Origin of the sequence: Kitasatospora sp. NPDC058115, assembly GCF_042884635.1 — a bacterium.
Taxonomy (GTDB): domain Bacteria; phylum Actinomycetota; class Actinomycetes; order Streptomycetales; family Streptomycetaceae; genus Kitasatospora.
The window spans coordinates 103,255-122,481 of the sequence record NZ_JBHVTL010000010.1 but is presented as its reverse complement, the minus strand read 5'-3'; the positions used below and the strand labels follow the sequence as shown (position 1 = coordinate 122,481).

Annotated in this window: 16 protein-coding genes; 9 read left to right on the top strand and 7 right to left on the bottom strand. The window is 76.6% G+C overall.

Annotated elements, in window-relative coordinates:
- Positions 1 to 10: 10 nt before the first annotated feature.
- The 3 genes from ACFVVL_RS13255 to ACFVVL_RS13245 form a co-directional block, all read right to left on the bottom strand.
- Complete coding sequence (locus ACFVVL_RS13255) at positions 11 to 646, bottom strand: uridine kinase (RefSeq protein WP_380294463.1); 636 nt, start codon at positions 644 to 646, stop codon at positions 11 to 13.
- 121 nt (positions 647 to 767) lie between these two features.
- Positions 768 to 2,069 carry a PQQ-binding-like beta-propeller repeat protein gene (locus ACFVVL_RS13250; protein ID WP_387674267.1) on the bottom strand — a complete coding sequence of 434 codons (1,302 nt, stop codon included), beginning with the start codon at positions 2,067 to 2,069 and terminating at the stop codon, positions 768 to 770.
- Positions 2,070 to 2,134: 65 nt separating this feature from the next.
- Positions 2,135 to 2,521, bottom strand: a complete 387-nt coding sequence (locus ACFVVL_RS13245) for a DUF4326 domain-containing protein (protein ID WP_380294465.1) — start codon at positions 2,519 to 2,521, stop codon at positions 2,135 to 2,137.
- A gap of 94 nt (positions 2,522 to 2,615) precedes the next feature.
- Here ACFVVL_RS13245 and ACFVVL_RS13240 point away from each other — a divergent pair, with 94 nt between their 5' ends.
- The 6 genes from ACFVVL_RS13240 to ACFVVL_RS13215 all read left to right on the top strand — a co-directional run bounded on the left by ACFVVL_RS13240 (position 2,616) and on the right by ACFVVL_RS13215 (position 10,893).
- Positions 2,616 to 5,150 (top strand): SpoIIE family protein phosphatase, encoded by a 2,535-nt coding sequence (locus ACFVVL_RS13240; RefSeq protein WP_387674264.1) that lies wholly within the window; start codon positions 2,616 to 2,618, stop codon positions 5,148 to 5,150.
- A 120-nt stretch (positions 5,151 to 5,270) separates the two neighbouring features.
- Complete coding sequence (locus ACFVVL_RS13235; protein WP_387674261.1) at positions 5,271 to 7,010, top strand: sensor histidine kinase; 1,740 nt, start codon at positions 5,271 to 5,273, stop codon at positions 7,008 to 7,010.
- An 85-nt stretch (positions 7,011 to 7,095) separates the two neighbouring features.
- A complete protein-coding gene (locus tag ACFVVL_RS13230) occupies positions 7,096 to 7,764 on the top strand; it encodes a response regulator (RefSeq protein WP_380294468.1) in 669 nt (222 codons plus the stop codon).
- Between the two features lie 607 nt (positions 7,765 to 8,371).
- Positions 8,372 to 9,118 carry a transglycosylase family protein gene (locus ACFVVL_RS13225; protein ID WP_387674258.1) on the top strand — a complete coding sequence of 249 codons (747 nt, stop codon included), beginning with the start codon at positions 8,372 to 8,374 and terminating at the stop codon, positions 9,116 to 9,118.
- Between the two features lie 246 nt (positions 9,119 to 9,364).
- Positions 9,365 to 10,126, top strand: coding sequence for an SDR family NAD(P)-dependent oxidoreductase (locus ACFVVL_RS13220; protein WP_387674255.1), 762 nt, complete (start codon positions 9,365 to 9,367; stop codon positions 10,124 to 10,126).
- Positions 10,127 to 10,293: 167 nt separating this feature from the next.
- Complete coding sequence (locus tag ACFVVL_RS13215) at positions 10,294 to 10,893, top strand: TIGR03086 family metal-binding protein (protein ID WP_387674252.1); 600 nt, start codon at positions 10,294 to 10,296, stop codon at positions 10,891 to 10,893.
- A gap of 6 nt (positions 10,894 to 10,899) precedes the next feature.
- Here ACFVVL_RS13215 and ACFVVL_RS13210 read toward each other — a convergent pair whose 3' ends face one another.
- Positions 10,900 to 12,078, bottom strand: coding sequence for an alpha/beta hydrolase (locus ACFVVL_RS13210; RefSeq protein ID WP_387674250.1), 1,179 nt, complete (start codon positions 12,076 to 12,078; stop codon positions 10,900 to 10,902).
- 133 nt (positions 12,079 to 12,211) lie between these two features.
- Positions 12,212 to 12,877 (bottom strand): TetR/AcrR family transcriptional regulator, encoded by a 666-nt coding sequence (locus ACFVVL_RS13205; protein ID WP_387674247.1) that lies wholly within the window; start codon positions 12,875 to 12,877, stop codon positions 12,212 to 12,214.
- A gap of 95 nt (positions 12,878 to 12,972) precedes the next feature.
- Between ACFVVL_RS13205 and ACFVVL_RS13200 the strand changes: the two genes are divergently transcribed.
- Complete coding sequence (locus tag ACFVVL_RS13200) at positions 12,973 to 13,986, top strand: zinc-binding dehydrogenase (protein WP_380294474.1); 1,014 nt, start codon at positions 12,973 to 12,975, stop codon at positions 13,984 to 13,986.
- 59 nt (positions 13,987 to 14,045) lie between these two features.
- Positions 14,046 to 14,369: a hypothetical protein gene (locus ACFVVL_RS13195; RefSeq protein WP_387674244.1), complete on the top strand. Its 324-nt coding sequence runs from the start codon at positions 14,046 to 14,048 to the stop codon at positions 14,367 to 14,369.
- 21 nt (positions 14,370 to 14,390) lie between these two features.
- Here the strand turns inward: ACFVVL_RS13195 and ACFVVL_RS13190 are convergent, their stop codons facing one another.
- Together ACFVVL_RS13190 and ACFVVL_RS13185 are read right to left on the bottom strand one after the other, a co-directional pair.
- Positions 14,391 to 14,858: a (2Fe-2S)-binding protein gene (locus ACFVVL_RS13190; protein ID WP_380294476.1), complete on the bottom strand. Its 468-nt coding sequence runs from the start codon at positions 14,856 to 14,858 to the stop codon at positions 14,391 to 14,393.
- A 100-nt stretch (positions 14,859 to 14,958) separates the two neighbouring features.
- On the bottom strand, positions 14,959 to 17,121 hold the full coding sequence (locus ACFVVL_RS13185; protein WP_387674519.1) for a molybdopterin cofactor-binding domain-containing protein: 2,163 nt from the start codon (positions 17,119 to 17,121) through the stop codon (positions 14,959 to 14,961).
- Between the two features lie 602 nt (positions 17,122 to 17,723).
- Between ACFVVL_RS13185 and ACFVVL_RS13180 the strand changes: the two genes are divergently transcribed.
- Positions 17,724 to 19,115 carry an MFS transporter gene (locus ACFVVL_RS13180; protein ID WP_387674240.1) on the top strand — a complete coding sequence of 464 codons (1,392 nt, stop codon included), beginning with the start codon at positions 17,724 to 17,726 and terminating at the stop codon, positions 19,113 to 19,115.
- The last annotated feature ends 112 nt before the right edge of the window (positions 19,116 to 19,227 follow it).

The following is a 19,227-nucleotide window of genomic DNA, read 5'->3' as shown; positions in this document are numbered from 1 at the left end:
GGTGCCCCGGTCAGGAGGGTTCGACCAGGGCCGGACGGCGCGGGTCGTCCAGCCGGACGGTGAGGTCGGCCACCTCGGCCGGCCCGGTCTCGGCGTCGTAGCGGGCGAAGGCGGGCAGCGTCCACTGCTCCTGCGGCGCGGTCCGCCGGGCCAGCGCCGCGGGGGAGAGCGCCAGGTGGACCGTCAGCTCCAGCGGCAGCCACCGGCCCAGCAGCAGCGCGCCGTCCAGCAGCAGCACCCCGCCGGGCGCCAGCTCGGTGTACGCCGCGCGGGTGGCGCGGTCGGCCACCGGGTCCCACAGCGACGGCAGCACCCGGCCGGAGCCGCCCGGCTCCAGCGGGTCCAGCACCTCGCGCAGCAGCGCGCCGTCGTCCAGCCAGAGGTCGTGGAAGGCGTCCGCGTCGTGCCGGCCGTACTCCAGCCGGACCGAGGCCGGGCGCAGGAAACCCGCCGCCGAGACCCGCAGTGCCGGCAGTCCGCGCAGCCGCAACGGCTCGACCAGGGCGTCCGCGAGCACCTCCGGCCGGGCGGCCGCGGCGCCGTCCACGGCCACCCGCAGCCACCGGTCCCCGGCTCCGGGCAGCGCGGTGATCCGCTCGGCGAGCAGTTCGACGAGGCGGTCGGGCGAGATCGGGCGGATCGACACGGCATCATCCTGCGGTCGGGGGCGGCGGCGGGGGCGGCGGAGGGGTCCGGGGCGGCGCGGGGTCCGGGGGCGGAGGCGCGGACCGGGGCGGCCGGCGCTCGTCGTCGAACGCCCCCGGGATTCACGGCACGGGCAGCGCGCCCAGACAGTAGAGCGTGCTGTCGTGGCCCGCGAACAGCCGGGTGCCGTCGCTGGCGACCGACCAGACGTCGACCCCGGGACCGGAGTCGGTGAAGGTGGTGAACGCCCGCCCGGACTCCGTCGCGACGAAGTGCACGCCCGCGTCGGCCGGGCCCGGCACCACCAGGGTCGTGCTGGTCAGCAGCGGGCGGCAGCGACGGTCCAGCCGGAACGGCAGCCGCAGCCGCCAGACCTCCTCGCCGCTGTCCGCCGCGTGGGCGGTGACCAGCCCGTTGTCGCGCAGCACGTACAGCCGGAAGTCGTCGCTCACCGGCGGCAGGGCCCGCCACTCCTCGCCGGCCGGGGGGAGCACCGACCAGCGCGGCGTGCCGTCCTCCAGCCGCAGCGCCCGCACGCCCCCCGAGCCGGCCGGGAGGTAGACGTGCCGCTGGTCGACACCGGACCAGGCGGTCCCGGTGTTCTCCGCGGACCAGAGCGGGCGGCCGGTGGCGCCGTCCAGCAGCGACACACCGGCCGAGGGGTCGGCGCCCACGGCGAGCAGCCGGCCGGCGCCGGTGTCGAGCATGGCGACCGAGGTCTCGCCGCGGTCGGCGGCCGGGCGGGACCAGGCCAGGGTGCTGCCGGCGGCGTCCACCGCGAACAGGCTGCGGCGCAGGGTGCCCCTGGGGGCGACCGAGCCGTACACCAGCCGGCCGTCGCAGCCGAACAGGGTGATCAGGTCGCCCAGCTCCGGGGGCAGCGGCAGGCTCCAGCCGGCGGTGGGGCCCACCAGCGTCCGGGCGTCGACGTGGCCCGGCGAGGCGGTGAACAGCCGGCCCGCGCCGACGATCAGCGGGGAGTCGTCCGGGAACCCCTTCGGCGGGCCCTCCTCGACGGTCGCGGTGACGGCCCCGGTCGCCGGGTCGAGCAGCCGCACCCCGCTGCGGGAGACGTAGACGGGGGCGAACAGCCGGCCGTTCAGCCGGCCCGGCGTCATCGGCTCGGGACCGCGGTAGACCCACGCCGGCTCCGGCCCGCTGACCCGGGTGGGCAGCGGCTGCGGCTTCGGCGGCGCGGGCTGCGACCCGCCGAGGGAGCGCGACACCCCCCAGACGGCGGCAGCCGCCGCCAGCACCCCGGCCCCGGTCAGCAGCCGCCGCCGGGTGGGCCACGGCCCGCCGCCGTCGCCGTCCGCACCCCCGGTCAGCACGTCACCGGGCGCGCCGGCGGCCCGGTCCCCGTCGTCCCCGTCCCACTGCCAGGACGCCTCACCCGCCGGACCCTCGGACGGTGTGGTCCCCATACGTCGTCACTCGTCTCCCCCGGGGCAGCCGTTCTGCGCTGCGCTGTCCAGGGAGAATACCCAAGTCAGCGCCCCGTTCCCGCGCCGTCGCCCGGTGCCCCCGGCCGGCCGGGGGCACCGGGGAGGCCGTGGTCGGCGAGGTCGGCGAGGACGTCGGCGTGGCAGGGCAGGGGCGCGCACCAGCACCCCAGCCGGTGGCCGCGCAGGGCGGGGACGAGGGCGAGCAGCTCGGGGTGGCCGAGCAGGTGGTCGCGGTACCTGACCAGCATCTCCTCGCGCGGGAGGTCCGGGCCGGGGCGGTAGGGGCAGTGCAGCGGGGAGGCGTCGAGGTGCCAGCCGCCGCGGTGCATCGTCCGGCCGACGTAGACCACGTCGGCGAACGCGGGGTCGTCGCGGTGGCCCTTGAGGTTGACCACGGTGGTCGGGCCGGGGCCGGAGGAGCGGGGCGTCATGGGGTCGATGGTCGCGCGGCGGGAGCCGACGGGCACCCCGGGGCGGGCCGGGGCTCGTCTTGACAGCCCCCGGGGCCCGGCGTAGCAAGGGAGGATGCGCGAGGGTGTGCCCGCGGACCCGCCCGGTCCGCGACCGAGCGGCGGCGGTGCCCGGGCGGTGCGACCCGGCCCGCACCGCCCGCACGAGCACGCCGCGCCGTCCCCGGAGGAGCAGCTGGTCCGTGACCGGGACACCCTGGTGACCTCCGCCGTGCGCACGGTGCTCGGCGGCACGGACGCCCACGGCGCCACCCTCCACCTGCGCTCCCGCGACCGCCGCTCACTGGTGCTGTGCGCCGTCGCGGGCGTGCCGCTGTCGGTCCTCGGCCCGTTCCGGCGGATCGCCGCCGCCGGGCCGCTGCCGGTCGCGGTCGGCTACCGCACCGGCCGCACGGTGCTGCTCGCCGACACCGAGGACACCATGCGGCGCTTCCCGCAGTTCGCCCTCGGCCTGCCGTACGACTTCGCCTCCGCCTGGGTCCCGGTCCGGGCGGGCGAGGAGACCTACGGGGTGCTGGGCGTGCTGTGGCCGGCCTCCGGCGACGGCGTGCCCGAGGGCGCGCGCCGCCACCTGCGCGCGGTGGCCGACCGGCTGGCCGCCGGCCTGGCCGGGCTGGCGGCGGACGGCCACCCGGTGGAGCCCAACGGCGACACCACGGTCGTGGAGCTCACCCCGCCGTCCGCGCCGACCACCCGGGTGGGCCTGTTCGACTGGGACGTGCTGGCCGGCGTGGTCACCGCCGACGACCAGTTCTGCGAGATCTTCGGTCTCGCCCCCGGCGACTTCGACGGCCGCGCCGACACCCTCTCCGCCCGGATCGCCCCCGGCGACCTGCCCGAGTTCCGGGCCGCGGTGCGCACCGCCCTCGACGGCGACCGGGTGCTCGCCGCCCGGCTGCGGGTACTGGACCGCGACGGCCACCCCTATCCCGTGGAACTCTGGGCCCGGGTGCCGCACGACCGCCCGGACACCTGGGGCCGGCTGGTCGGCGCCGTCCTCGACACCCGGACCGGCACCGCCGCGGCCGCCGCCGTGGAACGGCTGCGCGACGGCGTCTTCTCGCTCGACCCGGACGGCCGGATCACCTACGCCAACCACAGCGTCGAGCTGCTGCTCCGGGCCCGCCGCGAGGACCTGCTCGGCCACCACCCCTGGCAGGTGCTGCCCTGGCTCTCCGACCCGGTGTACGAGAACCGCTACCGGGCCGCGCTGCTCTCCCAGCAGCCCACCGCCTTCCTCGCCCTGCGCCCGCCGGACAGCTGGCTGGCGTTCTCCCTCTACCCCGACGCGCACGGCGTCACCGGCCGGGTGGTCGCCGCCGAAGCGCCGCCGGACGCCGCCGCCCCGCCCGCCGAACCCGCCCCGCCCGGCGCCTGGACCGGCCTCGGCGCGATGTACCACCTGCTCCAGCTGGCCAGCGCGCTGAGCGAGGCGGTCACCGCCCGCGAGGTGTTCCGGGCGGTGGCCGACGAGATCCTCCCGGCGCTCGGCGGGCAGGAGCTCGCCATCTACGCGGTGCGGGACCAGCGGCTGCACCTGGTCTCGGAGAGCGGCTACCCCGACGGCTTCCTGGACCGCTTCGAGGGCATCCCGGCCGGTGCCCGGGTGCCCGGGGCGGAGACGATCAGCAGCGGCACCCCGATCTTCTTCGAATCCGTCGACGAACTGGCCGCCGCCTATCCCGGACTCACCCTGGACGACATGGGGGCGTGGGCGTTCCTGCCGCTGATCGCCTCCGGCCACCCGGTCGGCAGCTGCATCCTGGGCTTCGACCGGCCCCGGGTCTTCACCCTGGAGGAACGCGCCCTGCTCACCGCGCTGGCCGGCTTCATCGCCCAGGCGCTGGAGCGGGCCCGGCTGTACGACGCCGAGTTCACCCTGGCCCGCGGCCTCCAGCAGGCGCTGCTCCCGCACCGCCTGCCGCGGGTGGAGCAGGTCCGGATCGCGGCCCGCTACCTGCCGGGCACCCAGGGCATGGAGATCGGCGGCGACTGGTACGACGCCATCGTCACCGGCAGCGACCTCTGCCTGGTCATCGGCGACGTCGAGGGCCACAGCGTCGGCGCGGCCGCCACCATGGGCCAGCTGCGCAGCGCGGTGCGCGCCTTCGCCACCGGCGGCCACCCGCCGGACGAGGTGCTGGCCCGCACCAACCAGCTGCTGCTCGACCTCGACCCCGGGCTGCTGGCCAGCTGCTGCCTGGTGCGGCTCACCCCCGGGGCGGGCACCGCCCTGGTCGTCCGGGCCGGCCACGTGCCGCCGGTGCTGCGCCACCCGGACGGGCGGGCGGAGGCGCTGGAGGTGCCCGGCGGGCCGCTGCTCGGCGTGGACGCGGCGGCCTCGTACCCGGTCAGCCCGCTGACGCTGGAGCCCGGCTCGGTGCTCGCGCTGTACACGGACGGGCTGGTCGAGGACCCGTCGGCGGCGATCGACGAGGGGGTGGAGCGGCTGTGCGCCGCGCTGGCGGGCCCGGCCGCCGGCTGGCCGGCGGCGGACGGGCCGGACGGGCTGGCCGAGCGGGTGCTGCACGAGCTGGGCTCGACGCACCGGGTGGACGACATCGCGTTGATGCTCACCGCCTACCGGTGAGCGCCCGCCGGTGACTGCGGCCGCGGGACCCTCGCGGGCCGCCGCGCAGCGACTTTCGTCGGACCCGGTCGCGACGAACGGCGGCGGTGGCCGGCGCGGCCGCTTCGTTAGCCTCGACGCGTGGACGTCATAGCAAGAGCCTGGTCGAAGGCGGTACGGACGGCGCTGCCCGGGCCCTGGCGGTCCGGGACCGTGGTCCGCGAGGCGGCGGGCGCGCTGCTGCTCGGCGGGCTCGCCGCGCTGATCGAGGTGGCCAGCCGCTCCGGCCTGGCGCCGGAGATGGGCGCGGCGGTCGCCGTCCTCTTCCTGCTGCGCCGCGGGCTGCCCGCGTCGGTGCTGGTGCTGACCGCGGCGGCCAGCGGGTTCGGCGGCGGGCCGCTGCCGCTGATGGTCTGTGCCGGCTGGTCGGCCGGGGCCCGGGTGCGCCGGGTGGGGGTGCTGGTCGGTTCCTTCGCCGTCGGCTGGCTGCTGATGACGGTGCTGGGCGTGACCAAGGACGCCGGTGAGCTGCCGGTCAAGGCCATCGTCGGGTTCTCGCTGGGCGGCTACCTGCTGTTCGCGGTGCTGCCCGCGCTCTGGGGCCGCTACCGCGCGCAGCGCCGGGAGCTGCTGGACGCGCTGCGCGAGCGCAACGCGCAGCTGCTGCGCGAGCGCACGATGGTCGCGCACCAGGCGCGGCTGCGCGAGCGGCACCGGATCGCCCAGGACATGCACGACAGCCTGGGCCACCAGCTGGCCCTGATCTCGGTGCACACCGGGGCGCTGGAGGTGGACCGGACCCTCACCGACCGGCAGCGGGAGGCGGTCGGGGTGCTGCGGCTGGCGGCGGTCGCGGCGATGCGCGAGCTGCGCGAGGTGGTGGGGGTGCTGCACGACGAGTCGACGGCGGCGCCGTCCGCGCCGGGCGCCGTGCCGGCGGGGGCCGGTTCGCCGGCGGCCGCGGCCGGCGCCGGGGGTGCCGGGACGGGCGGGGTGGACGGGATCGAGGGGCTGGTCGCCTCCTCCCGGGCGGCGGGCACGGTGGTCGAGCTGGTCCGGGACGGCGAGCGCCGTGCGCTGACCGCGTCCGCCGGTCACGCGGCGTACCGGGTCGTCCAGGAGGCGCTCACCAACGCGCACAAGCACGCCCCCGGCGCGCCGATCACGGTCGCCCTGCGCTACGAGCCGGACGCGCTGGTGGTGGAGGTGGTGAACCCGGCGGCGCCCGAGCCGGTGGGGGTGCGCCCCGGCGGCGCGGGGCCGGCGGTCAGCGGCGGCCAGGGGCTGACCGGTCTGCGCGAGCGGGCCCGGCTGGTCGGCGGCATGGTGCACGCCGGTGCGACGGCGGGGGCCGGGTTCCGGCTGGCGGCCGTGCTGCCCTACGAGGGCGCGGAGGGTCCGGCCGGCCCCGGGAGCGCGGAGGCGGACACCGGCGCGGACGGCGCGTGGAGCGCGGAGGGGGCGCCCGCCTGGGCGCTGGACGGCGTGCCGCCGGCCGGGGCCGCTCCGGCGAAGCGGCGCAGCCCGGCGATCGGCTGCGCGGTGGGCGGCGTCGCGGTGCTGCTGGTCGTCCTGGGACTGATCGTCTGGGGCGTCGTCGGGTTCGTCCGCTCCGCCCAGGACTCCACGGTGGAGCGGTCGGTCTACGAGCAGATCGAGGTCGGCACCCCGGAGGAGGAGGTGAAGCGGCGGCTGCCGCCCGGCAGCTCCTTCTTCACCGACAACCTGCGGGGCACCGGCCCGACCCCGCCGGAGGGGTCGGTCTGCCACTACTTCCTCTCCGACGGCACGGGGGACAGCTGGGACGAGGAGAGCGCCGTCCGGTTCTGCTTCAAGGACGGCGTGCTGGCCGACAAGCAGCACTACCGGGTGAAGCAGTGACCGGGGCGGGTGTGAGGATGGTCCCCGGCGTCGCCGGCCGCTCCGGTGGCGCGCCGTCAGGACCAGTGCAAGGGGATGACCAGCCGTGATCCGAGTCCTCGTCGCCGACGACGAGCCGCTCATCCGGGCCGGGATCAGGATGATCCTGTCCTCCGCCGACGACATCGACGTGGTGGCGGAGGCCGCCGACGGCCGGCAGGCGCTGGACCTGGCCAGGGCGCACCGGGCGGACGTCGTCCTGCTGGACATCCAGATGCCGGTGATGGACGGACTGACGGCGCTCGCCGAGCTGCCGAGGGCCGCCCCCGGCGCGCGGGCGCTGATCCTCACCACCTTCGGAGAGCGCGAGAACGTGTTGCGCGCCGTGAGCGACGGGGGCGCGGGCTTCCTGTTGAAGGACACCGCGCCGGCCGAGCTGATCCAGGCCGTCCGGGCGGCGGCCACCGGGCACGCCTTCCTGTCGCCGGCCGCGACCCGGCACATCGTGGACTCGCTGGCGGGCGGGCAGGCCGGGCCGGCCGCGGCCCGCGGGGCGCGGGCCCGGCAGCGGCTGGAGGTGCTGACCGAACGGGAGCTGGAGGTCCTGGCGCTGCTCGGGGAGGGTCTGTCCAACGCGGACGCCGGGGCCCGGATCCACATGAGCGAGGCGACGGTGAAGACCTACGTCAGCCGGATCCTGGCCAAGCTGGAGTGCGACAACCGGGTGCAGGCGGCGCTGCTGGCCCGGGACGCGGGGCTGGACGGCGCCGGCTGAGGCGGTCCGGGGGCCCCGTTCGGTCCGTACCCGGACGGGTCGTGTGCCATGCGCTGAGCGATTTACTGCTCACGCTGCGTAGTGGAGGTGGTGAACACCACATCGACGGCGGGTGGAATCGGGAACTCCGATCGGCGCGGTGACGGCGCGTCAGGTGACCGTAGCGATTTGTCGACGACGGGGCCGGCATGACGGCCGGTCGGGTGTGAGTGACGGCACGGAAATCGACCGTTTGGGCCGGGAAATACGGTCAAAGCCGGTCGTTTCCCGGTCGATTACATGATCAATACCGCCGGTAACAGTCAACTGACCTGCGGCGTCCAAGAATTGCTTGATGCGGCCCGGCGGCCGCCCTTAGCTTCATTGGCGGTGCAACGAGCACCACCCGGGTTCACCCCCGACGCACCGCCCGCCGACTGACCACCGGCGCGAGGGCGGTGCCCGTCGACGCGACCGGCTCGAACAGGCCGTCGGCGAGCGGAGGGTGGCCGGGGCGGCGCGGCACGTCGGACACGTGCCCGGCCGCCCATCGAGTGAGGGAGCGACAACCGGCCCCGGCAGGGGCCTGGTTCCGCACGCCTGCCCGGGGCTTGTCGAGAGGACTTCCATGAATTCCCGTCACGAGACCGCCGCTTCCACCACCGTCGACAGCTCCACCTCCGGCACCAACGGCACCGCCAGGCGCAACCGGGTCCGGCTGGCTGTCGCGGCGGGCGCCGCCGTGGCGGCGCTGCCGGTGGCCGGCCTCGTCACGGCCACCTCGGCCTCGGCCGCCCCCACCTCCTCCTGGGACGCCGTCGCCCGGTGCGAGAGCGGCGGCAACTGGAGCATCAGCACCGGCAACGGCTTCTACGGCGGACTCCAGTTCACCCCGTCCACCTGGCGGGCGTACGGCGGCACCGCGTACGCCCCGCAGGCCCACCAGGCGAGCCGCGAGCAGCAGATCTCGGTCGCCGAGAAGGTCCTGGCCAAGCAGGGGCCGGGCGCCTGGCCGGTCTGCTCGGCCAAGGCCGGCCTCAACCGGGGCGGCGCGCCCGCCGTCGCCGACGCCCCCGCCCCGGCGCCCCAGGCGCAGCAGCCGGCCAAGGCCGCCCCGGCCCAGAAGCCGACGGCCCGCAAGGCGCCGGCCCAGGCGCCGTCCCAGGGCTCCTCGCAGGGTGCCGCCAAGCCCGCCGCGCCCGCCGCGCCGTCCGCGCCCGCCACGGGCGGGAGCTACACCGTCCGCAGCGGTGACACGCTGAGCAGCATCGCGGCCAAGTTCGGCCTCGGCCCGGCCGGGCTGCACGCCAAGAACCTCAAGGTGATCGGTACCAACCCGAACCTGATCTTCCCGGGCCAGACCCTGTCCTTCTGACGCCGTCCGGAGCGCCCCTCCGGCCGGCCCGCACTCCCCGGCACCCCCTGCCCGGGGTCCCGCACGGCCGCCCCCGCCCCCCGGGGCGGCCGTGCGGCGTGTCGCGGGAGGGCCGGAGCCGCCGGAGCCGTGCCGGACCGGCGGTAGTTGAACATTGAACGCGACGTCCGAATACCGCCGGAAGCGCAGGTCCCGCGGGTCGAGGATCGACTCATGTCCGCGAACGACCTGAGGAGTTCTGACGATATGACCACGACCACGACCACGCTCGCGAAGCTCGACGGCAAGGTGGCCCTGGTGACCGGCGGCAGCCGGGGCATCGGAGAGGCCGTGGCGCTGCGGCTCGCCGAGGAGGGCGCCGATGTGGCGGTGACCTACCTGGGCAGCGCCGAACGGGCCGAGGCGGTGGCGGCCAGGATCACCGCGACGGGCCGGCGCGGCTGGGCGGTCCGGGCCGACAGCGCGGACCCGCAGGAGGTGCGCGCGGCCGTCGAGGCCGTCGCCGAGCGGTTCGGGCGGCTCGACATCCTGGTCAACAACGCCGGGGCGGGCTTCATCGGGCCGATCGAGGAGACCGGTCCGGCGGACGTCGACCGGGTGCTGGAGGTCAACGTCCGGGCGCCGTACCTGTACGCCCAGGCCGCCGTGCCCCGGCTGACCGAAGGCGGCCGGATCGTGACCATCGGCAGCTGCATGGCCCAGCGGGCCGCGTTCCCCGGCGGCAGCCTCTACGCCACCAGCAAGGCCGCGATGACCGGCCTCACCAAGGCGCTGGCCCGCGAGCTGGGCCCGCGCGGGATCACCGTCAACCTGATCCACCCCGGCCCGATCGACACCGACATGAACCCGGCGGACGGCCCGTCGGCCGCGTTCCAGGCCGGCTTCACCGCGCTCGGCGGCTACGGACGTCCGGCCGACATCGCCGCGACCGTCGCCCACCTGGCGGGCGAGGAGGGCCGGTACATCACCGGCGCCGAGATCGCCGTGGACGGCGGCTTCGCCGTCTGACCCGCCGCACCGGCGGCCGGCCCGGGGTGTTGCTCCGGGCCGGCTGTCGGTGCCTCCGTCTACGATCGGCCGGTCAGACCCTGTGGGCGGGCGCGTGCCGACGGCGCGCCCCGGCGCACGGGTCCCGAGCGCGGGCCGGTGCGGCCCCGACGACGGAGAGGTGGGTCATGACCGGACCGCAGGACCCGATCGAACTGCTCGCCCGTGCCCTCGCCCAGACGGCCGGTCTGGTCGACGGCGTCGGCGCCGAACTGGCCGGCCACCCGACGGCCTGCCGGTCCTGGGACGTCGGCCGGCTGATCAGCCATCTGCTGCACGACCTGCGGCAGTTCACCGTCCGGGCGGAGGGCGGCACGCCCGACTGGGCGGAGCCCTTCGAGCGGGTCGAGGACGACTGGCTGCACCGCTTCGAGGCCGGCGCCGAACGGCTGGTGGCCGCCTGGCGCGAGGCCGGGGACCTCGACGGCGTCATCGAGCTCCCCGACGGCCGCGCGTTGCCGGCCCGCTTCCCGGTGGACCAGCAGACCGCCGAGTTCGCCGTGCACGCCTGGGACCTCGCCCGGGCCACCGGCCAGTCGACGGCCGGGCTGGACCACGAGGTGGCCGAGGCCTCGCTCGCCTGGGGCCGCGGCGCGCTGCGGCCCGAGTACCGGGGGAGCGAGGAGGACGGGCACGCCTTCGGCCCGGAGGTCGCGGCCGCCGGGGACGCGCCGGTGTACGACCGGCTCGCCGCCTTCTTCGGCCGCGACCCGGGGGCCGCCGGGTAGGGCGGCTCAGCCGCGGCTCCAGACGAAGGAGATCTCCGGGTAGCGCGGGGAGGGCGCGTTCAGCAGCGGCGACGGGCGCCCGCGCAGGAAGCGGTCGAAGTGCGCGCGCACATAGGCGCGGGCGAGCGCGGTGGAACGGGCCGGGGTGATGGTGCCGAACAGCGCGGCGTAGAGCTCCGGCGACATGCGGTCGGCGGCGTGGCCCGGCCCGGCCGAGTACGGCCGGTCGGTGAAGCTGAGGTGACCGGAGTCGCGCTGGCGCAACTGCCGCCCCCAGCCCTGCTGGTGGGAGCGCCAGCGCTTCCAGGTGTAGTGGTCGGCCAGCGAGGTGATCAGCAGGAACGGCCGGTCCAGCCCCTCGTCCGCCACCGGCGAGCCGAAGAAACCGCCGTCCATGTCGAGCCCGGCCGCGAACCGGCGGTCCTGCCGCACGGCCTCGGCGGCGGCCGCACCGCCCATCGAGTGCCCGAACACGCCGATCCGCCGCGGGTCGGCGGACGGCAGTCCCGGCTGCCGGAGCGCCGGGCGTCCGGTGGTCAGCTCCGAGGCGACGAAGCGGAGGTCGGCGACCCGGGCGGCGACCTCCTTCTGCTCGGCGGCGTCCCAGTCGGCCGGCTCGTCCTCCAGCACGCTGCGCACCACCCGGCCGTCGGGGAACTCGACGGCGGACGCGTCGTAGGTGTGGTCGAGCGAGGCGACCAGGTAGCCGTGCGCCGCCAGGTCCTCCGCCAGCGCCGTGCAGTTGCTGCGCCCGCCCTTGCGACCGTGGCCGAGCAGCAGCAACGGCAGCGCGCCCGGGAGCGCCGGCGCGCCGGTCCGCGCCGTGGGGCGCATCCGGGCGAGGGTTCCCGGGTCGAGGAAGGAGTCCTGCTCCATCACCTCCGCCACGCGCGCCGTGGTGTACGGCGCGCGCGGGCGCCCGGCGGCGCCCGTCGCGGGGTACCAGAGCTGCACCATCAGCTCGCGCGGCCGCGGTGCGGGGGCGAACGGGTCCTGCCGGCTCTCGTCGACCAGGTGCAGCGACACCGTGCCGACGGGGCGCCCCGCGGTCGGTGCCGGGAGGTCGACCGGCGCCGGGGCGCCGCCCGGCCCGGGCGCGGCCCCGGCGGCCGAGGCGGGCAGCGCGAGCGCCATGCCTCCCAACCCCGCGGCGGTCAGCAGCGAACGGCGCCGGATCATCGTCATCCACCCCTCGGGTCAACGGTCGTGACGTCGGATCACCCTAGGCGGGCGCGTCCCCCGGGGCCAGGGGCGTCTCACGGAGCGTCGCCCGTCGCCCGTCGCTCGCCGCCCGTCGTGTGTTCCGGGGGCCGGCGGATCAGGCGCCGGTGAGGGCGAGGCGGATCCAGCGCTGGGCCTCGGCGGTGGCGCGGTCGAGGGGGAGAACGCCGGGAGCGGTGGCGGCCTGGACGATCAGGCCCTTGAGCAGGCCGACCACCGCCGTCGCGGCCACGTCCGGGTCGACCTCCGGCCGCACCTCGCCGTCGGCCACGCCCTGGCGGACCACCTCGGCCGCCCAGTCGCGCGTCCGGGCGTCCAGCCGCGCGACGGCGTCGGTGAGTTCGGAGGCGCCGGCGAGCGCCTCGGCGCCCAGCACGACGAAGGCCCGGCCGAGGTCGGTCGGGTGCCGCACGCCGTCGAGGCACGCCTGGGCGAAGGCGCACAACTCCTGCACGGCGCCCGCGCCGCTGCGCTCCGGCGCGGCGGCGGCCATCGCCTCGGCGAGCGCCTCCTCCTGGAGCCGGGCCAGCAGGGCGCCCTTGGAACCGAAGTAGTGCGAGGCCAGGCCGCGGCTGAAGCCGGCCTCCTCGCCGACCCGGGCGAGGGTCACCCCGGCGCTCCCGTGCTCGGCGACCAGGCGCGCGGCGGCGGCGAGCAGCGCGCGCTCGGCCCGCGCGCGCCGTTCGGCCTGGGTGCGGCGCGCCGGCTCGGGGTGCTCCGCCGGTGCGGGGGAGGGGGCTGTCGGGGCATCGTGCGTGGGCATACCACCATGCTAGGGTGGAACTTGCTTGTTGAACAACAAGTAAGTTCGGATGGTGCGGCCGCCGATCGCGCCACCCCCTGTGGAAGGGAACCGGGATGACCGCCACGATGCTCGCCGGCCGGCTCGACGTCGCGAAGGGCGCCTTCGCCGTGGAAGAGGTGCCGGTGCCCACGCCGGGGCCGGGCCAGGTCCTCATCAAGGTCGGTGCCGCCGGCGTCTGCCTCTCCGACGTTCACCTGATCGAGGGCATGCTCAAGCCGCTGCACCTGCGCGGCGACAAGGTCACCCTCGGCCACGAGGTCGCGGGCACCGTGCACACCCTGGGCGAGGGCGTTACCACCGCCGCGGTCGGCGACCGGGTGCTGCTCCAGGCCGGGGAGAGCAGGAACGGTGTCGTCCTCACCCGGGGCGTCGACTACGACGGCGGCTGGGCCGAGTACGCGCTGGCCACCGTGGAGACGCTGGTGCCGATCCCCGACGAGCTGCCGTTCGAGCAGGCCTGCTTCATCCCGGACGCGGTCTCCACCCCCTGGGCCGCGATCACCGGCACCGGCGCCGTCCGCCCGGCCGAGGCCGTCGGCGTCTGGGGCGTGGGCGGGCTCGGCGCCCACGGCGTCCAGCTGCTGCGCAGCATCGGCGCCCACCCGATCGTGGCGGTCGACCCGCTGCCCGCCGCCCGCGAGCGGGCCCTGGCCTTCGGCGCCGACGCCGCGCTCGACCCGGGCGACCCGGAGTTCGCCGACCGGCTGCGCACCGCGACCCGCGGCCGCCCGCTGGCCGCCGCGTTCGACTTCGCCGGGGTGGCCCCGGTGCGCGAGCAGGCGATGGCCGCGCTCGGCGAGCACGGCCGCCTGGTGCTGGTCGGCCTGACCAACCAGCCGCTGACCATCACCAACGGCACCCTCGTCAGCTACCTGCGCCAGCAGATCCGCGGCCACTACGGCTCGGAGGGCAAGGACGTCGTCGACCTGGTCGACCTGGTCCGCGGCGGCCGCCTGGACTTCTCCCGCTCGGTGAGCGGCACCTTCCCGCTGGCCCGGGCCGCCGAGGCGGTCGAGGCCCTGGAGCAGAAGCAGGGCAACCCGATCCGGCTGGTCCTCACCCCCTGACCGGCCTTGTGGCGTAGCCTCCCCCCGTGGTGCGATGGGCACCGCGGGGGGAGGCTCGCATGCTCGGATGGTGGTTCGTGGTCACGGCTCCGGCCGAGGGGGAGCCCGAGGGGGAGGTCCTCGCCAAGTGGGAGACCGGGCTCGGCGGCCTGGACTGGATCGCCGGCCTGGCCGCGGCCGGCCGCGCCGACCAGCTGCGCTTCGACGGCTACCCCCTGCGCTACACCGCCCGGGCCGGTGACGTCCTGCCGCTGCTCACCGACGGCTCGGCCTTCGACACCGGCGCGGGCGCCGACCACTGCCCGCGCGAGCTGCACCCCGAGCGGATCGCCGCCTGCCCGCCGGACGCGCTGCTGACCGTCGACGCCTGGGACCAGTCCTGACGCCCGGCGTCGAACCCGGCCCTAACGCCCCGCGGCGGACCGGGCGGCGGCGCGTTTGACGGCCTCGCGGATCCGCGGGTAGCTGCCGCAGCGGCAGATGTTCTGGATCTGGTCGATGTCGGCGTCGGTGGGCGCCGGGGTGCGGCGCAGCAGGGCGACCGCCGTCATGATCTGGCCGGGCTGGCAGAAGCCGCACTGGGCGACGTCGCACTCCAGCCAGGCCTCCTGCACGGGGTGCAGGGTGTCGCCGTCGGCGAGGCCCTCGATGGTGGTGACCCGGCGGTCCGCGCAGTCCTTGACCGGCACGATGCAGGGCTGGACCTCCTCGCCGTCCAGGTGGCTGGTGCAGGCGCGGCAGACGCCGACCCCGCAGCCGTACTTGGGGCCGGTGACGCCGAGCTTGTCGCGCAGTACCCAGAGCAGCGGCATGTCGTCCGGTGCCTCGACGGTGACCGGTCGGCCGTTGAGGACGAAGGTGTGGCTGGGCATGGGCGGCGCGTTTCCTCGGGGTCGTCGTGGGGCGGGGTCGTCGTGGAGCGGGTTCGTCGTGGGGCGGGTTCGTCGTGGGGCGGGTTCGTGTGCGGCGGGGTCAGAAGTTGACCGGGAAGGAGCGCGGGGCGGTGCCGGTCGCCCGGGCGTAGGCGTTGGCGACCGCCGCCGAGGCCGCCGGGACGCCCAGTTCGCCGGCGCCGCCGGGCGGTCCGCTCGGCGGCAGCAGGTGGATCTCGACCACCGGCGGGCTGTGCTTCTGCCGCGCGTAATGGAAGTCTCCGTAGCTGCCCTCGCGGACGGCGCCGTGGTCGATGTGGTTGCCGGCCTGCAGGATCACCGAGATGCCGTCGATCAGCGCGCCGGTCAGCTGGGCCTCCAGCCCGGTCGGGTTGATCACCGTGCCGAGGTCGGCGGCGATCACGGCCTTGGTGACCCGGGGCTGGGTGGGCTCCGAGGCGTCGAGTTCGACCAGGTAGGCGGTGCGGCCGCCGTTCTCCGCGTGGTAGCCGACGCCCTGGGCCCGGCCGGGCGGCATGGCGCGGCCCCAGCGGCCGGCCCGGGCGACGGTGTCCAGGACGGCCCGCCCGGCCGTGTCGCGCAGCCGGGCGCGGCGGAAGGCCACCGGGTCCTCGCCGAAGCGGCGGGCCAGCTCGTCCGTCATGATCTCGTCGGCCACCCGCACGGTGCCGGAGTAGACGGAGCGCCAGCTGCCGGTGGGGATCGCCAGCGGGACCTCGGAGAGCACCTGGGTGGGGACGCCGACCTCGTACGGGTTGTTCTGGCTGAGCAGGAAGAACGCCTGGGCGACCGAGAGCCCGGCGACCTGGAGCCGGAAGCCGGCGGCGGTGAGCGCCTCGCCGAGGCCGTGGCCGAAGTCGGTCCGCACGGTGGCGGCGCGGTGCTCGTAGCTGAGCACCTGGCCGAGCCCGTAGGTGGCGCGGATCCGGTGGTGGGTGGCGGGGCGCATCCGGCCGTGGCGCATGTCGTCGTTGCGGGTCCACATCAGCTTGACCGGGCGGCCGGCCGCGCGGGAGATCTGCGCGGCCTCCAGCGCGGCGTCGTAGAACAGCCGCCGACCGAACGATCCGCCGCCGCGCACCACGTGGACGGTCACCGCGTCCTGCGGCAGGCCGAGCTCGGCGGCGACGGCCTGCTGGGCGACGACCGGCGTCTGCGCGGCGAACCAGAGCTCGGCGCGGTGGGGGCGGACGTCGGCGATCGCCGTCAACACCTCCATCGGCGCGTGGTTGACGAAGGCGAAGTCGAACTCGCCGTCCACGTACTCGGTGAGCAGCGGCGGCACCAGGAACGGCGCGTGCGCGGCGCGCAGCTGCCGGCGGATGTCGGCGTCGGAGAGCGCGGCGACCGGGCCGGGGTGCCAGCTGGTGCGCAGCGCGTCGCGGGCCCTGAGCGCCTGGTCGAACGTTTCGGCGAGCACGGCGACCCCGCTCGGGACGGTCACCACGGCGAGCACCCCGGGCATGGCGCGGGCGGCGGAGGCGTCCAGGGTGGCCAGGGTGCCGTTGATGGTGGTGGGGCGGGCGACGACGGTCGGCACCGCGCCGGGCACGGCCAGGTCGCCGGTGTACCGGGCGCGGCCGGTGACGATGTCGCGGGCGTCGATCCGGCCGGTCGGGCGGCCGATCACCCGGCGCTGCCCGTCCGGTTTCGGGACGGCGGGGACGGCGGGTGCCGCGACGGTGGCGGCCGCGGCGGCGAGTTCGCCGTACCCGGCCCGGCGGCCGTCGGGGGCGAGCACGGCGGAGTCGGCGGTGCGCAGGGTGCCGGCCGGCAGCGACCAGCGCAGGGCGGCCGCGGTGACCAGCCGGGCGCGGGCGGCGGCGGCCACCGCGCGCACCGGGTCGTAGAGGGTGCGCACCGAGTTGGAGGCGCCGGTGAGCTGATTGAACAGCAGGTCGGGGCGGCTGTCGGAGAGCGGGACGTCGACGTCGGCGAGCCGGGCGTCGAGCTCCTCGGCGACCATCATGGCGACCGTGGTGGTGAGGCCCTGGCCGACCTCCAGGCGGGGCAGGTGGAGGACGGCGCGGCCGGCCGCGGTGATCTCCAGGACGAGCAGGTGGGCGGTGGGCAGCCCGGCGACCTGGAGGGCCTGGCCGAGGTCGAGGATGTCGGGGATGCCGGGCAGGCCGAGCAGTGGCGAGGCGGCGGCGGTCCCGCTCCCGGCGGCCTCACTCCCGGCGGCCCCGCCCGCTTCACCGGCCTCGGCGGCCCGGGCGACGGCGGGGGCCGCGGCGTCCAGTCCGGCCCGGGCGGCGACGGTGAGGGTCGGCGCGGCGAGCAGGTAGGTCAGGAAGCGGCGGCGGGCCGTGGCGCCGGCCCGCTGTTCGGCGGCCGGGCCGGTGCCGCCCGGGGGCGCGGTGGAGGTGCTGATGGGGAGAGCCCTTCTCGCCGGGTGACGGCTCCCGCCGGGCGGGAGCCGCGACGGTCCCGTCCCGGTGCCGGACGGCGCACGCGGGCGTGCACCTCTTCCGGTCGTGGCTGCTGGTCGTGTCCACGATCGCGAACGAGAACGCGGACGAGCATAGGAGGGCCCTACTGGCCGGTCAACACGGCTTTCCGGCAGGCCGTCGGACAGTTGACCGGTTGTCGGACGGGACGGACACGGAGGGGGCGGGAGGCGCCGGGCGCGGCACGGGGTACCGCCGTCCGGGTGACGGCGGGTCCGGGGGCGCGCGCCCGGTGAAGGGGGCGGGTAGGGGTGCGGGCCGGCGCCCGGCGGGGTGCCGGGCGCCTCGGCAGGCCGAAGTGGCCCAAGATCACGGGCTGATACCGGCCCTGTTGAACGGTCCGCCGCCGACCGAGACTGGGGGTTCCCCGACACCCCGTCACCCAGGGAGAACCGTGCCGTTCCACCCCCGCTCCGCCCCCTCGGCCCAACGCACCCTCGCCGTCGCCCAGTTGGTGAGCGCGATCGGTGACGGCGCGTACTACACCAGCTCGGCGCTGTACTTCACCCGGATCGTCGGCCTCTCGCCCGCCCGGCTCGGCCTCGGCCTGGCGGTGGCCTGGGCGGTCGGCTCGCTCGCCGGGGTGCCGCTCGGTCACCTCGCCGACCGGCGCGGACCGCGCGGTACGGCGGCGGCGCTCGCCCTCGGCACGGCGGTGGTGGTCGCCTCGTTCCTGGCGGTCCGCTCCTTCCTGCCGTTCCTGGCCGCGGCCTGTCTCTACGCCACCGCCCAGTCCGGGCTGGGCGCGGCCCGGCAGGCGCTGGTCGGCGGGCTCGTCCCGCAGGGGGAGCGGACGGCGGCGCTCGCCGGGCTGCAGGCCGTCCTCAACGCCGGGTTGGCGGTCGGGGCCGCGCTCGGCGGCGTCGCGCTGACGGTCGGGACCGGGGCGGCCTTCCTCGCCGCGTTCGCGCTGACCGCCGCGGGATTCCTGGCGACCGGCCTGCTGCTGCTCCGGCTGCCGGCGGTCACCCCCGCGGCGGTACCCGTGACGACGTCCGCGGCGGCACCCGCGCCGGTGCCCTCCGGCGGACCGGCGGGCGGCCGCCCGGCCCGCGGCGGTGGCTTCGCGGTGCTGGCGGACCGCCGCTATGCGGTCGTGGCCCTGGTCAACACCGTCCTGCTGCTGCGGATGCCGCTGCTCAGCCTGGTGATCCCGCTGTGGATCGCCGACCGGGCCCCGCAGCTCGGCTGGCTCGGCTCGGCGCTGTTCGTCCTCAACACCCTGGGCGTGACGCTCTTCCAGGTCCGCACCGCCCGCGCGGTCACCGGCCTGCGCTCGGCCGCCCGCACCGTCCGGCAGGCCGGGGCCCTGCTGCTCGCCTCCTGCGCGGTGTTCGCGCTCTCCGCCGCGGCCGTCCCGCTCCGGGTGACGGGGGCGCTGCTGGTGGCCGGCGCGGTGCTCCAGGTGGCGGGGGAGATGAAGCAGTCCGCCGGGTCCTGGCAGATCGCCTTCGACCTCGCCCCGGCCGACCGGCTCGGGCAGTACCAGGGCTTCTTCGGCACCGGCGTGGCGGTGGCCCGCACTGCCGGCCCGCTGCTGCTGACCACCCTGCTGCTGGACGGCGGCGGCCCGGGCTGGCTGCTGCTCGGCGGGCTCTTCCTGGCCGCCGGCTGCGCGATGGGCCCCGCCGTGCGCCGGGCCGAGCGGGACCGCCCGTGGCGGGCCCCGGTCACCACCGGCACGCTCGCCGGGGCCCATCGGAGCGCAGCGGGCCTGCCAGACCATACGGTGAATGATGATCTTCAGCCACCCGCCGCACTGTTTCCCGTCAATCCGCCCCGGTGAGGGGGGATTGACGCCCCTTCGGGCCGATCTCACAAGAATCTCCGGTCGCACACGTCTTCCCCTGTTGATCGCGGCCTGACAGGCTGTCCGGGTTTGCAGAACCGGAGGAGGT